This window comes from Paenibacillus koleovorans NBRC 103111, assembly GCF_004000845.1.
GTDB lineage: Bacteria > Bacillota > Bacilli > Paenibacillales > NBRC-103111 > Paenibacillus_AA > Paenibacillus_AA koleovorans.
In genome coordinates, this window is record NZ_BIMA01000044.1 from 1 (window position 1) to 14,651 (window position 14,651).

Sequence of the window (14,651 nt, forward strand, 5' to 3'; positions counted from 1 at the left end):
GGGGGGCAGGGGCAGGGGCGGGCAGAGCAGGGGGCAGGGCAGGGAGTGTGGGGGACTTGGCAGAAAAGCATGGTTACTGGCTGGGTACACCGTAACCGAATCCAACCGAGGCACAAGTTTTCAGCGATCTGAACCCAGCTGGCCGCCCTCCCCTCGCACAAACTGGGCTCAACGACCAAGGACCATCAGGGTGATCTTCCCTGATGGTTTTTCTTTCATGGCGCAGAACGCCAAGAATGGCCCGTCTAACATCTACACTGTCCCCTTACGAAGCCTTTTTCGAGCACGTACTATAAAAAAGAAAGTCTTCCATTGGAAAGGAGGAACATCCATGTTAACCATGAGCCATACTTGGCGGGACTTCGAGCAAACACGGCCGCAGATCGCCGTACTGCCCGTCGGCGCCGTCGAACAGCATGGGAGCCATCTGCCGGTAGGCACAGACTGCTTCATCGCGGCCGAATTCGCCGAACGGTTGGCCCTGCACCTGGACGCCTATTTGCTGCCGACTTTGGCTATCACCTGCTCGATTGAGCATCGCAAAGCATTGGGGACCGTCTACCTCAGGGCAGACACCTTGGCGCTGGTCATCCGCGATATTGCCGACTCGCTCTGCGAATCGGGTTTCAAGCAGCTGTTGATCGTCAACGGTCACGGAGGCAATTACATTCTCAAGCCGGCGATCCGTGAGTTCAACCGGGATTACGAGGATCGGCAGGCGGAGATGGAGGTTGTGCTGTTGGCGGGGGCGATTGTGGGGGCTAATGCCGGCGGGCCGAATCAGCATCCCGCCTCGAGCGATGTGCATGCCGGCGAGAAGGAAACGTCGCTGATGCTGCACCTGCATCCGGAGCTTGTCCGCGAATCGGTGCCGGGCGGCAGCGTGCTGCCCGAGGTGGACCAGAGCATGCTGGATTATTTGGACATGACCGAGACCTGCGCGGATGGCTACTGGGGGTATCCCGAATCCGCATCGCCGGAGAAAGGACGGCTATTCGCCGAGCATTTCGTTGCGTGCGCCTTGGACTATCTGGATAAGCTGAAGCGGCTGAAGGCGAAGCTTCGGAATTAAGGGGATCGGGACCTCGCTGCCTGCCCTTCCCCACGCACACTGTACACCTACGCTAGAGCCGTCGCCCGTCTCTGAACGCTCGTGGGGGAGCCTGTGTTTTGCCCAATCATCCATTGGCCAGGTGGGGACCGTTTGACGACGGCTTATGCGGCAATTGAGTATTGGTGCAAATAGCGAATGGGATTCGGGAACAAGGAGGGACGAAGGTGCGGATGACGAGGGAGTCGGCTCCAGAGGAGCTGACGTGGAACCTGCAGGACTTGTATGCGGATCAAACGGCTTGGGAAGCGGCACGGGTCGAAATCGAGGGATTGCTGCCCGCACTGGAAGCCTTTCGCGGGAAGTTAGCAATGGAGTCGCGTACGCTTGCCGAATGTCTCCAGGCCCAGGAAACGCTGCAAGTCAAGCTGGTTCGGGTATCCACGTACGCCAGGCTTCAGCTGGCGCAGGACGGGACCGATTCGGAATTCCAAGCGAATTCCGCGCGAATGGGGGATTTGATCTCCCGCGTTAATTCCGCGCTGGCTTTTATTCGCTCGGAGCTGCTGAGTTTGCCGGACGGCTTGCTGGAGCGCTTTCTGGAGGAGGAGCCGGAGCTCGGCGTGTTTCGTAGAAGCTTGCTGAACCTGCTTCGAACGAAGCCGCACGCGTTATCCCCGGATACCGAAGCGGCGCTGGCAGCGCTCGGCGACGTTCTCGGCTCGCCGTATACGGTCTACCAGAGGAGCAAGCTGTCGGATATGACTTTCGCCTCGGTTAAGGACGGCACCGGAGCGGATAAGCCCGTATCGTTCGCCTTATTCGAGGCGGACTATGAGCAGTCTCCGGACCCCGTGCTTCGCCGGGCATCCTTTGAATCGTTTACGAACACGCTAACGACTTACCGTCATACGATTGCGGCTGCTTACGCAACGGAAGTGAAGAAGCAGATCGTATTGTCCCGACTGCGGGGGTATCCCTCGGTCACTCGTATGCTGCTGGAGCCGCAGGAGGTCGAGCAGGAGATTTACGAGAACGTCATTCATACGATTCGAATCGAGCTTGCTCCGGCGATGCGGCGATTTGTCAAGCTGAAGGAACGCGTCCTCGGGCTGGACCGAATCCGGTTTTGCGATTTGAAGGCTCCGCTTGATCCCGACTTCAGTCCCTCCGTCACCATAGAGGAAGCCGGCCGCTTGCTGAAGGAAGCCTTGGCTGTAATGGGCACGGAATATTCGGCCATCATCCATGCGGCGCTTACGGAGCGGTGGGTCGATTATGCGGACAATATCGGCAAATCGACAGGGGCGTTCTGTTCTAGCCCTTACGGCGCGCATGCCTACATTATGCTGACTTGGGCGAACACGATGCGAAGCGCCTTCTTCCTTGCGCATGAGCTGGGGCACGCGGGGCATCTGATGCTGGCGGCTCGGACGCAGCGCTACGTCAATTTCTTGCCTTCGATGTTTTTCATCGAGGCCCCGTCGACCTTAAACGAGCTGCTGCTGGCGCGCCACATCGTCAGGCAATCCGAGGAGCCGCGTCTGAAGCGCTGGGTGCTGCTTGAGCTGATGAATACATACTCCCACAACTTCGTGACCCACCTGCTGGAGGCGGATATGCAGCGCCGGGCATACGAGGCGGCCGAGCTCGGCACGCCGCTGACGGCGGCCAAGCTGACCGCCTTGAAGGAAGCGGTGCTGCGGGAGTTCTGGGGCGACGCCGTGGAGCTGGACACAGGCGCGGGATTGACCTGGATGCGGCAGCCCCATTACTACATGGGGCTGTACCCGTATACGTACGCAGCAGGCCTGACGATGTCCACGCAGGTTGCGGCGATGATTGAAGCGGAAGGCCAGCCGGCCGTGGACCGCTGGCTGCGCGTCCTCCAGGCGGGCGGCACGCTCGCCCCGCTGCAGCTGGCGAAGCTGGCCGGCGTCGACATGAGCAGCCCTGCGCCGATCCGGGCCGCGGTCCAGTATGTAAGCTCCATTGTGGAGGAGCTGGAGCGGATGTTTACAATGGTGACAGAAGTGAGAGAAAACATGGAGACGGAGGAATAACACACAATGAACGTACCCCCGAATGTTGACATCAGCATTTGCTCGTTCAGCTTTCACCGCCTGCTCGCGGCAGGCAAACAGGATATATTCCAATATATCCACGATTGCAAGTCGCTCGGCTGCACGCAGCTGGACCCGTGGAACGCGCACCTCTCTCAGCTGGAGAGCGGAAGCGAGGTGCTCCATGCGGGCAAAAACCCGGGCGAGTCTCATCACCTGACGGCTGCGGACGACGTCTATCTCGAGCGCGTCAAAGCCGAGGCGGACAAAGTCGGCCTGCCTTTCGGCTGCATCGCGGTCGACGGCGCGCACATCTATGAGGAGCAGGAGGATGCCCGCCGCACGAACCGCGAGAAAGCGTACCGCTGGATCGGTGTGGCCGCGAAGCTCGGCGCCAAGCAGATCCGCATCGATGCGGGCGGCCCGGCGGTGCTGACGGATGAGGTGCTCGCCGTCATCGCCGATGGCTACCGCGATCTAGTTGCCCGTGCGGAGGCCGTAGGCGTAGAAGTGCTGATGGAGAACCACTGGGGCCCTAGCCGCAATCCCGATCAGGTTGTCCGGATTATGGAAGCGGTACCGAGGCTTGGACTTCTTTTCGACTCGTACAACTGGGAGCCGGGCAAACAGGCGGAAGGCTGGATGAAATGCGCCAAGTACGCGAGACTCAGCCACATCAAGACCTTCGTCTTCAACGACGAAGGCGAAGAGCTGACCCAGAACATCGCCTCCTTCTGCCGGTTGCTGTTGAAGATTAACTACACCGGCAGCTGGGGTGTGGAAAGCGTCCCGCGCGACGGTGACGAGTTTGCGGCGGCACGCCGGACGGTCGAGCTGATCACGCGCTCAATCCGCTCCGCTGCTCCAAGCCGTGTAGGGGGTGGAATCCAATGACCCGATTGAGAGTAGGCATCATCGGCTGCGGCGGCATTGCAACGATCAAGCACTTGCCAAGCCTGGCCAAGCAGCCCCAAGTGGATATCGTCGCTTTCTGCGATCAGTCCCAGCGGAGCGCAGAGACGGCAGCTGAGAAATTCGGCGCCGCCGGCCGCCAAGTGTATACCGATTATCGCGAGCTCCTGAAGGATGAGTCCATCGATGTCATCCATGTGTGTACGCCGAACGATTCGCATGCCGAAATTTCCATCGCCGCGCTGGAAGCCGGCAAGCATGTCATGTGCGAGAAGCCTATGGCCAAGACGGCCGCCGACGCGAGACGCATGCTGGAGACGTCCAAACGTACAGGCAAAAAGCTGACGATCGGCTACAACGTTCGTTTCCGCGCGGATAGCCAGCAGCTATATAAGCTGTGCCGCAACGGCGACCTCGGCGAGATCTATTACGCCAAGGCGCATGCGATCCGAAGACGGGCCGTACCGACATGGGGCGTCTTCCTAGATGAGGAGAAGCAGGGTGGCGGACCGCTCGTCGACATCGGTACCCATGCGCTCGATCTAACGCTGTGGGTGATGGACAACTACAAACCAAAGGTTGTGCTAGGTACCTCCTACCACAAGCTGTCGCAGCGCGAGAACGCCGCCAACGCCTTCGGTTCTTGGGATCCTAAGAAGTTTACGGTAGAGGATTCGGCGTTCGGCATGGTCGTCATGGAGAACGGAGCCACGATCATCCTGGAATCCAGTTGGGCGCTCAATACGCTCGACGTGATCGACGGACGATGCACGCTGCACGGCACGGAAGGCGGTGCCGACATGCGCGACGGACTCCGGGTGAACGGCGAACATCTGGGACGGCTATACGAGACGAAGATCGATTTGAACGCCGACTCCGTGCCGTTAGCGTTTGGAGATACGGCGGAAAAGGCGACCGATAAAGAAATGCGCCTCTGGGTAGATGCCATCTTGAATGAAAAAGATCCGGTTGTACGGCCGGAGCAAGCGCTAGTCGTTTCCGAAATTTTGGAGGCGATCTATGAATCTTCGCGTACGGGGAAAGCCGTATATTTCGATAACACCACCTCGTAAACAACCTATATAGCCGCTGCATTTCGACTTACTGAATGACACGACCCAAGACCATCAAGGGTTATTCCCTGGTGGTTTTTCTTTTATTCATAAAGCCGATTAATTCTATCCCAGCAAACATCAACTTTGCTAGATACAAGCCGATAGGAGCGGCCCTGTATACTGGAACAAAGACGAGTGGAGGAGATCAGACTTGAAAAAACAAACCGTCTTAGAGGCCGGAGCGGCCTTAAAATCGGCATCGACAGGCGCTCGCTTTTGGAAGCGCTTGAAACGTCAGCACATTCTATTATGGATGTCGGTACCGCTCATCCTGCACTTGATTTTGTTCCAATTCGTGCCGCTGTGGGGCTGGCTGATGGCCTTCAAGGACTATCGCGTCGGACAGAGCCTGCTCGCCGCCGATTGGGTCGGCTTCAAGCATTTCGAGACGTTGTTCAGCAACAGCGACTTTCGCAATGCGCTGCGCAACAATCTCGCGATGAACGTCATGTCGCTGACATTAGGCACCGTGTGCGCCGTCGGACTGGCCGTAGTGCTTAGCGAGCTGAGGAGCAAGGTATTCGTCCGCACAGTCCAGACACTAACGTATTTGCCTCATTTCGTCTCGATGGTCGTCATCGCCACCATCGCCGTGATGCTGCTGTCGCCGGACAAGGGGTTGATCAACGTGATGCTGGTGAAGCTGGGCATCATCGACAAGGAAATCTTTTTCTTCAGCAAAGGCAAATGGTTCTGGGTCATTCACACGCTGATCGTCACATGGAAAGGCTTCGGCTGGAGCGCGATCATCTATCTGGCCGCAATCGCCGGCATCGATCCGAGCTTGTACGATGCAGCCAAGGTCGACGGTGCCGGCCGGTGGGCGAGAATCAAGTACATCATCTTGCCTTCGATCGTACCCACCATTATTTTGCTGACGATTTTGGCTATCGGCAATTTGGTGACAGGCGGCTTTGAATCCCAGTTTTTGTTAGGCAACGCGCTCGTGCAGGAGTATTCGGAGGTCCTATCCATCCTGGCGCTGCGTCTGGGGATCAATCAGGGGAATTTCTCGTTCGGGACAGCCGTTGGCGTATTCAACTCGGTGGTAAGCGTATCCATGCTGCTCGTCGTGAATGCCATCGCCCGCCGCTACAAGAGCAACATTTTCTAAGTTCAAGAAGAGGGGGTGCACAACTTGGTTCATAGGAGAAGCATAGGCGAGACCATTACAGATGCCGGGTTGTATGTTGCTCTTGTAATCGTCTCGTTCACGACGGTCTATCCGTTTATTTACTTGCTCGTGCTGTCGCTCAATGAAACGAATGATGCCGTTCGAGGCGGGCTTTACTTTTTCCCGCGGGTGTTTACGCTTGAGAACTACGCTTATGTATTCGAGAATCCGTCCTTACTGCGCGCGTCCTACAACTCGGTGCTGAGAACCGTGCTGCAGACCGTGATCTCGGTCTTCCTGTCGGGGATGCTGGCTTATACGCTGAGCCGCAGAGACTTCATCTTCCGTCCCCATTTCAGCTTCCTGCTCGTGCTGACCATGTATGTGAGCGGCGGGCTGATCCCGACTTACCTGCTGATCAAAAGCTTAGGCTTGATCAATTCCTTCTGGGTGTACATCATTCCTTCCCTTGTCGGAGCGTTTAACGTATTCGTCATGCGGACGTTTTTCGAGCAACTGCCCGATGGTCTCGTGGAGTCCGCTTATATCGACGGCGCCAACGATTTCCGCATCTATACGCGCATTATCCTGCCCATCAGCTTGCCGGTGGTGGCGACCATCGCCTTGTTCATTTCCGTGAGCGAGTGGAACGCCTGGTTTGACAACTACTTGTACAACAGTCGAAATCCCGACCTGAACGTCCTTCAGTACGAGCTGCAGAAAATGATCCAAGTGGCGGAGCAGCAGGTCAACCAAGAGACTGGGGAGGAAACCCAGCGGATTATTTCGCCTGCGACCATCAAGGCTACGCTCACGATTATCGTTACCGTACCGATCCTGCTCGTCTACCCGTTCCTGCAGAGATACTTCGTGCAAGGCATGACGCTAGGCGCCATGAAGGATTGATTTCCCATCGCTTGGCGGCATTGTGGCGTCAGGCGATTTGAAATAATATAAAGCTAACAGGAGGTCACGAATCAATGATTAACAAAAAATTCAAGCTTAAAGCGGTAGGTGCTTTAGCCATGACCGGCATCTTCGCGCTGACGGCTTGCAGCAGCGGAGGCACATCCAGCTCGTCCAGCTCGCCTTCGCCATCCGGCTCGTCCAGCCCGACTGCATCCGCCACCCCCGTCAAAACGCCGATTACATTCACCATGAACACGACGGTCCCTACGATGAATTGGGATAACGACATTGCCAAAGAAATCACCAAGCGGACCGGCGGGACGATCAAGTGGGACGTGCTGACCGGCGACGAGAGACAGAAGATGAACGTATGGCTGGCGGCAGGCGATTATCCCGACGTCGTCACCATGTGGGACGATACGTACAAAGCCTACGCAGACGCCAAGGCGCTCGTGGATTTGACGGATCTCATTCCCAAACATGCGCCGAATATTATGAAAGCGTTCAACAACGATCTCAGCTCGCTTAAGCAGCCGGACGGAAAAATATGGGCGCTGCGCGGGCCGACGACGACTAAAGTCGAGAATCTTGCGGATAAGGGCTGGGTGCATATCCAGGCGGCCGTGCTTAAGGAATTCAACTATCCGCAAATCAAAACGCTTGAGGATGTGCACAAGCTCGTCAGCGATTATATCAAGAAATACCCGGAGATCGGCGGAGGCAAAACGATCGGCTTCTCCAACTATGGCGCTACGAATCAACTCTATAACATCTTCGACACTGCGGCACGTCTATATGCGGGTATGCCTGCGACGGCGCACGTGTATATCCCTGACAACGAAAAACCGGTTCTACGTGCCTTCGGTCCGGGCTATACGGATGTGTTCAAGTTCTTCAACCAGATGAACGTGGCCGGCTTGTTCGATCAGGAATCGCTTGTACAGACGCCAGAGCAGTTTACCGCCAAATGTGCGCAGGGACGGGTGCTCGTCGTATTTGCCGGCGGAGGGTGCACGACCAATTTGGTCAATGCGAAGATGGAGGACCGTTCGTATATTTCCTTCGACATCGTCGCGCCGGGCCGCACCAAAGTGGTCCCCACCCCTTCGGCTGCTACACTGCGCGGTGCCGATCAGTGGTTAGGCATTACGAAAAATGCCAAAGACCCCGTTCGAATCTTGCAATTCTACGACGAAATGTACAAACTGGAAAATCAAATTCTCGTCGGCTGGGGCATCGAAGGCAAATATTACACGATTGAAAACGGCAAGCGGGTTGTTACCGATTACGTCGTGACGGAAATACAGAAGGGCGGAGACGCATGGGACCGTCTGGGCTTCTCCTACCCGCGTCCGTTGATGCAGATGATGCAGTCAGGAGCCTATTTGTCGGACGGCGATTTCGCCAAATACAGCTTTTCGGTCAGCTGGAATCAGAAGACAATGAACGCTACGGTTCGCGACACGCTAGCGAAGTACAACGCCAAAACATTCGTGGATATGATGGTCAAACCGGTCCAGAAAGACCTGCCGTTCTCGACGACCTACTACAATGACGACATGAAGAAATTCACAACCGATGCCATCGCGGAATGGAGCAAAGTCGTACCGAAGATGATCCTGGAGAGCGAATCCAAGATGGAAGCGAACTGGGCCGCTTTGGAGAAGACGCTGAAGGACAAAGGGATGGATAAATTCAATGCCGATGCCGAGGCAGCCTACAAGAAGCAAAAAGCGGAAGTGAAATAAAGAAGAAAACGCCAGCGTCTGCCTAGGAATAGGCGACGCTGGCGTTTGTTTTGTTGTTATTCCTCGAGCAGCCAATGGGAGTGCGTCTCCCGCCTGCAGTTCTCGAAGGTGTTGCCGGATAAGCGAATGTCGCTTACATGTTCCTCCAGGCAAATGCCGATCGTCCCCCGGGAGCCTGCCGGGAAGGTGATGCGATTGCCGCTGATCTCGACATCCCGCGTGAAGCCGCGCAGCCGTATGCCGACGAATCCCATCGTCTCGCTGCCGTTGTCTTCGATGACATTGTCCTTCACGACCGTATGGTTGGCGGCCATTGGGTCCGGCTCGTTGCGGAAGAAGAGGCCGTAGAACCGGTTGCCGCTGAATTGGTTGTTCGAGATGACATTGCCTGTATCTTTATGGCCGATCGAGAAGCCGCTCATGCGGTTGCCAGAGGAGTCGCAGTGCTCGACGATGCCGTCGCGAGCCCGCCAGCAGAAGAAGATGCCGTCCATGCCATTGTTGCGGAACTGGCTGTGGGAGATGCGAGTGCGGGACGTTCCGCTCCCCGGGTGTATGCCCTTGCCGGCATTGCCGCTGCACTCGCAGTGCCTCACGACGATGTCGGAGCCGCCTTGATAGCTGATGCCGTCCCCGTTGAAGCGGCTCACATGGCAATGCTCCAGCAACGCGTCGTGGCACTGGAACAAGTAGATGCCTCCATGCCGGCAGCCATCGGCCAGGGAGTTCAGCTCCAGATTGCCGTCGATTCGGAGATGCCGCAGCGCGATGTCGCGGCAATGGTAAGCGCTGACGACCGGACTCATCGTCGTGACGATTCCGCCGTCCTTCATCAGAACGGTCGCGTACAGCTCGCGGTCGAGGTAGAGCACATTGCCGCGTTTGCCGATGACCGTCGCCGTCGTGTCGAGGAAGCCTTTGCTGACATCGGCACGTCTGACCGTGATCGACTGGCCGATCGGGAACAGCTCCGGCTCGCGTACCGTCACCTCGCGCTCGTGTTGATCGGCATCGGCGAGCAGAGGCGACACGCGTTCCGCGCCGCGGCGCAGGATCGTCTGCCCCTCGCCCTTGCCATCACCGCCATCACCGGCGCCGCACAGCTCGACGCCGGACGCCAAATGGACCGCGCAGTCGAGCTCATAGACGCCGGCATCCAGCCGGACGACGCCTCCGCCGAGCCGGGCGACATAGTCGATGGCCGCTTGGATGGCGATGTGAGTGCTTCCGGTCAGGTCGCCGGACTCGGGGCCGACGGTGACGATGATTTTCTCCATATTCGGTTCCGCATTCATTCGTGGATAGGCCTCCATTCGCTAGGGATTAAGCCCAAGTCTACAGAGCGCGCTTGCGCCCGGCGACGGGGGAGAATCAATTTATACTGAGAGATTCTTGTTCATTGATTTTAACACACAGGAGTGTTGCGGTAGACTGCATTCGCGACAATAATGTCGGAATAAACGTTATAATTATCTTATAGGGCTTCTCGATACCGGATGGTACGATAAAGGCGGGTTTGGACATTTCCAACAGGAACAGGATGGGGGAGCGTCAATGAGTCATAGCTGGTTGGTCACGGACATGATCCGCGTCTGTCCGCAGAACGGACAAACACTGGAAACAGAAGGAGACTTGCAGGACAGGCCGATTCTCACGGACCGGCATTTGCAAGCGGTATCGCCGCGCAACGCCTACTTGTCTTTTCAAATCGTCTTGCGTACGAGTGGAGATTTCGACTTAGACGATTTGGACATCTCGCCGGAATCGTTGCAAGGAGTGGGCGGAGCAGAAATACCGGCAGAGGAATACGAGCTTTATGTAGAGTGGTACCATCGAATTGGCGACCGTTACATCCCTGATGCGCTCATTCCGTGTAAGCAGGCCTCTGTGTCAGGGAACTCCATAGCGAGCATATCCCGACAAAACGCGATCCCGGGCCAGCAGTACGCAGCCGTATGGGTTGACTTGTTCGTACCGGCCGATGCGACTCCTGGCGAATATACGGGTACGATCGCAATCCGTCGCGGATCGAACGTCGAGCGGCAGGAGTGGCAGTTGACCGTACTGGAAACCCGTATCCCGAACGAATCGACGATTACCGCCAGTCTTAACAACTATGCGGATTCGATCTCCAACAAGTTCGCGCATTTGGAGGGACGCACTGAACGATACACGGACGGTACGTATTTCGAGGTGGAGAAACAATTTTACCGGATGTCGCACGAGCACAGAACGGTCTTTCACAATTTGCCTTATTCGCATGACGGACGTATTCCTAAGAGCTTTGCCCCGGAGCTGGAGGGTGCGGGCAAGTCGATGCGCGTCAAGGATTGGTCTTTGTTTGACGAGCATTTCTCCGGTTACCTGGACGGCTCGGTCTTCCGCGGGACGAAAAGGGGAGAGATTCCGATTCCTCATTTTTATTTGCCGCAAAATTTCCACTGGCCGGCCGATTACACGAAGTTCGGGCTGAAGGGGTATGCGACCGAATTTGCGTCCGTCTTTCGCGAGTTCTACGAGCATTTCACCGAACGCGGCTGGTTGTCCACCAAGTTCGAGCTGTTCTTCAATCATAAGAAGCGGTACAAATTGTTCCCGTATGACGGCGATGAAACCCGATTCGTCTGGGATGAGAAAATCAACGACATCTATTACGGCATCGTCTCGGATGTGCTGGAGCGCAAGGATGGGGCGAACTTCATCTTCCGCACGGACTCCAGCTGGAACTATGGCTTGCATTACAAGAAATACGCGGACATTATCAAGCATTGGGTAGTGAACCGGAACATTATGAAGTGGTATCCGGAGGGAGCCTCGTATCTTCAGAGTCGCGGCTGCGTCTTCTGGTTCTATCTCGGCGCGCAGCCGATCGATCACAACCTGCTCGGCTCCATGATTGCGCCGCTTGCCAGCGTCGCCCAAAGGATGAACGGATTCGTGCTGTGGAATACGGTCGATTGGGGAAGCGACTGGCACTTGACGCCGGCAAGCAACGGCAAGACAGCCGTGTTCTATCCCGGCGATCGGCTGTTCGGCATTCGAGGGCCAATTCCGTCCATTCGGCTCAAATCGCTGCGCAGCTCGATGCAGATCGCGGAGTGCATGGAGGAGTGGATTCGCCAGAACGGGGAGCACCGAAGAGGCGAGATGACCCGGCTCATCGGCTCCATCCTGAATGGCGACAGCACGTTTGATCCACCTCCGCCGCCGAGCCTCCTGGATCAGCCGCCGTACGAATGGACGAACCAGCTGCTGAGCGATGCGTCGCCGGTGGACCTGCATATCGGACGGTCGCCGCTCCAGTTCGAGGCGCTGAAGGATCAATTGTGGCGGAAGATGGGCTAAGGGAGGGAATGGCATGAAACATACTTATGAATTGATGGAAATCGCCAGAATCGGCACCTTGTTCCTATGCGGAGATTGGGTGGAGCAGGCGATGACGCCGGAAAGGCGCGCTTATACAAGCGGAGACGATATCGATTTCGAGGAGCATAGTTATAATGCGCTAAAGCGGATTCTGCTGCTCACGGAACGGATCGATCGGAGCCGCAAGGAAGTGTCATGCTGTGTCTGGGTACTGCGGCCGGATAAGCCGAATTACGGTGAACCGTTGTTGGCTGGTCGGACCTTGCCGGCTGAAGGGCACTCCATTATTCCGCTCGGACCGGAGCTGGCACGCGCGTTTGCGGGTACTCCTACAACACGATTCCGTCCGGCGGGCGAAGAGACCGTATACTACCCCCTGCGCAATTCCGACGAGGACATTGTCGCCGTGCTGGAAGTGTCGGAGTATCGCGATCCGTACTTTATTTGACGGACCCGGGCCGCGAGGAAAGGAAAGGGAAGGGAGGATACCTAGCATGATTGAGCCATTGTCACAGGATCCTATGTTTGCCGAGGAGCTCGTCCGCTGGAGGCGAGAGCTGCACCGCCATCCGGAGCTCGGCTTGGAAGAGTGGCGCACCTCAGCCTTCCTGGAGGAGCGGCTGAGGGAAATCGGCGTGGACGAAATCGCCACGCTGGCGGGAACGGGCAAGGTCGCGCTGCTGCGAGGAGCTGCGGAAGGGCCGACGGTCATGCTGCGGGCGGATATGGACGGGCTGCCGATCGGAGACGGCAAATCGGTCGAATACGCCTCGTCGATCCCGAACCGGGGGCATCTCTGCGGCCACGACGCCCACATGACGATGCTGCTCGGAGCCGCCAGGCTGCTCAAGCGGCGGGGCATCCCGCGAGGCAACGTCAAGCTGGTGTTCCAACCGGCGGAGGAAATTCTGAAAGGCGCCAAGGCGATGATCGAGGACGGGGTGCTGGAGCGGCCGAAGGTGGATGCCGCCTATGGCCTGCATGTCGTTCCGGCTCGGCCGATCGGTCAGATCGCCGTATGTCCAGGACAGGCGTATGCATACACCGACGGGATGATCATCACGATCGACGGAAAAGCAGCCCACGCCGCGTATCCTAATCTGGGGATCGATACGATCGCCATCGCCGCGCAGGTCATCACGGGACTGCAGCAGGTGGTCAGCCGCATGACGAGCCCGCTCGTCTCGGCCGTCGTGACGATCGGCAAAATCAACGGGGGGGTTGCGCGCAACGTGATTGCGCCGCAGGTCGTGCTGGAGGGGACCGTCCGCACGCTCGACGCGACCGTTCGCGAGCAGGTTCACGCCGCAATCGAGCAGATCGTCGCAGGCATCTGCGAGGCGTATGGGGCTCGCTCACAGGTGGAGATCATCGGCGGCAGTCCCCCGGTGCACAATGACGAAGCGCTGCTTCCCTATTTGCGGGCTGCCGTAGACTCCGCTCCGAGCAAGCCGGCGCTGAATCTTGTCGGGCCGACTATGGGAGGCGAAGACTTTGCGTTTTATTCGCAACAAGTGCCTTCCTTATTTTTCTGGCTAGGTGTCGGGAATGAGCGGAAGGGGATCGTGCACGGCCTTCATCATCCCTTGTTCGATCTGGATGAAGACGCTTTGCCTCTCGGGGCCGGGCTGCTGGCGGATACGGCTTTGAATTACTTGCAAGGATGCTAGAATGGGGGCTGCCGGCGATGGCAGCCCTTTCTGTTAGGCGACAGAAGGAGATGATTACCATGCCTATCCACTCAACCACATTAGCGGATTTGAAGGCGCAATTCCTGCAAGAGGAGAAGGAGATGACCTGCTCGGAAGCGTTGCTGCGCTCCTTGGTGCTGGAGGACGTGGAATGCGTCTTCGGCTACCCCGGCGGCGCGGTTCTCTATATCTACGATGCGCTGCACGGGTTCGAGGGCTTCTCCCATATCCTGGCTCGGCATGAGCAAGGCGCCATTCATGCGGCCGACGGCTATGCCAGAGCATCGGGAAAACCCGGAGTCGTCTTCGCGACCTCCGGGCCTGGCGCAACCAATTTGATAACCGGGATCGCGACCAGTTATGCCGATCAGGTGCCGCTCGTTATTTTTACCGGCAATGTAGCGCTCCCTATGAAGGGGACCGATGCTTTTCAGGAAGCGGACATTATCGGCATGACCTACTCCATAACGAAGCATAGCTACTACATAGAACGTCCGGAGGAGCTTCCATCCGCTATCCGCCGAGCTTTCGACATCGCCCAGACGGAGCCGAGAGGGCCGGTGCTGATCGATATCCCCAAGGATGTGTCGGCTCAATTCCTGCACTATAAGCCACTGGAGCGAAGGGCAACGTACTCCCAAGCGCCATTCCAGGTTAACAAGGAAAGCGTCATTCAAGCGTG

The 14,651-nt window shown here is 57.3% G+C and carries 11 protein-coding genes and 1 pseudogene; 11 read left to right on the top strand and 1 reads right to left on the bottom strand.

Annotation, left to right across the window (positions count from 1 at the left end):
- Positions 1 to 331 precede the first annotated feature (331 nt).
- The 7 genes from PKO02S_RS15975 to PKO02S_RS16005 all read left to right on the top strand — a co-directional run bounded on the left by PKO02S_RS15975 (position 332) and on the right by PKO02S_RS16005 (position 8,912).
- On the top strand, positions 332 to 1,072 hold the full coding sequence (locus PKO02S_RS15975; RefSeq protein WP_164821482.1) for a creatininase family protein: 741 nt from the start codon (positions 332 to 334) through the stop codon (positions 1,070 to 1,072).
- Between the two features lie 212 nt (positions 1,073 to 1,284).
- Entirely contained in the window at positions 1,285 to 3,114 is a 1,830-nt protein-coding gene (pepF, locus tag PKO02S_RS15980; protein WP_127584670.1) for an oligoendopeptidase F, read from the top strand.
- Between the two features lie 6 nt (positions 3,115 to 3,120).
- Positions 3,121 to 4,008 carry a sugar phosphate isomerase/epimerase family protein gene (locus PKO02S_RS15985; RefSeq protein WP_127584585.1) on the top strand — a complete coding sequence of 296 codons (888 nt, stop codon included), beginning with the start codon at positions 3,121 to 3,123 and terminating at the stop codon, positions 4,006 to 4,008.
- Complete coding sequence (locus tag PKO02S_RS15990; RefSeq protein ID WP_127584587.1) at positions 4,005 to 5,099, top strand: Gfo/Idh/MocA family protein; 1,095 nt, start codon at positions 4,005 to 4,007, stop codon at positions 5,097 to 5,099. The genes PKO02S_RS15985 and PKO02S_RS15990 overlap by 4 nt, the downstream gene beginning before the upstream one ends.
- A 193-nt stretch (positions 5,100 to 5,292) precedes the next feature.
- Positions 5,293 to 6,255, top strand: a complete 963-nt coding sequence (locus tag PKO02S_RS15995) for an ABC transporter permease (RefSeq protein ID WP_246067055.1) — start codon at positions 5,293 to 5,295, stop codon at positions 6,253 to 6,255.
- Positions 6,256 to 6,279: 24 nt separating this feature from the next.
- The gene (locus PKO02S_RS16000) at positions 6,280 to 7,161 is read left to right on the top strand and encodes a carbohydrate ABC transporter permease (RefSeq protein WP_127584589.1); all 882 of its coding nucleotides are present in this window, start codon (positions 6,280 to 6,282) and stop codon (positions 7,159 to 7,161) included.
- Positions 7,162 to 7,235: 74 nt separating this feature from the next.
- The gene (locus PKO02S_RS16005; protein ID WP_127584591.1) at positions 7,236 to 8,912 is read left to right on the top strand and encodes an extracellular solute-binding protein; all 1,677 of its coding nucleotides are present in this window, start codon (positions 7,236 to 7,238) and stop codon (positions 8,910 to 8,912) included.
- A gap of 56 nt (positions 8,913 to 8,968) precedes the next feature.
- Here PKO02S_RS16005 and PKO02S_RS16010 read toward each other — a convergent pair whose 3' ends face one another.
- Positions 8,969 to 10,207, bottom strand: a complete 1,239-nt coding sequence (locus PKO02S_RS16010) for a right-handed parallel beta-helix repeat-containing protein (protein WP_164821483.1) — start codon at positions 10,205 to 10,207, stop codon at positions 8,969 to 8,971.
- Between the two features lie 259 nt (positions 10,208 to 10,466).
- Here PKO02S_RS16010 and PKO02S_RS16015 point away from each other — a divergent pair, with 259 nt between their 5' ends.
- The 4 genes and pseudogenes from PKO02S_RS16015 to PKO02S_RS33285 form a co-directional block, all read left to right on the top strand.
- The gene (locus PKO02S_RS16015) at positions 10,467 to 12,257 is read left to right on the top strand and encodes a glycoside hydrolase domain-containing protein (protein WP_127584595.1); all 1,791 of its coding nucleotides are present in this window, start codon (positions 10,467 to 10,469) and stop codon (positions 12,255 to 12,257) included.
- A 13-nt stretch (positions 12,258 to 12,270) separates the two neighbouring features.
- Positions 12,271 to 12,726 (top strand): hypothetical protein, encoded by a 456-nt coding sequence (locus tag PKO02S_RS16020; protein ID WP_127584597.1) that lies wholly within the window; start codon positions 12,271 to 12,273, stop codon positions 12,724 to 12,726.
- Positions 12,727 to 12,772: 46 nt separating this feature from the next.
- The gene (locus PKO02S_RS16025; RefSeq protein ID WP_127584599.1) at positions 12,773 to 13,948 is read left to right on the top strand and encodes a M20 metallopeptidase family protein; all 1,176 of its coding nucleotides are present in this window, start codon (positions 12,773 to 12,775) and stop codon (positions 13,946 to 13,948) included.
- Positions 13,949 to 14,070: 122 nt separating this feature from the next.
- Positions 14,071 to 14,586: pseudogene (locus PKO02S_RS33285) on the top strand (thiamine pyrophosphate-binding protein); the annotation flags it as partial.
- Positions 14,587 to 14,651 lie beyond the last annotated feature (65 nt).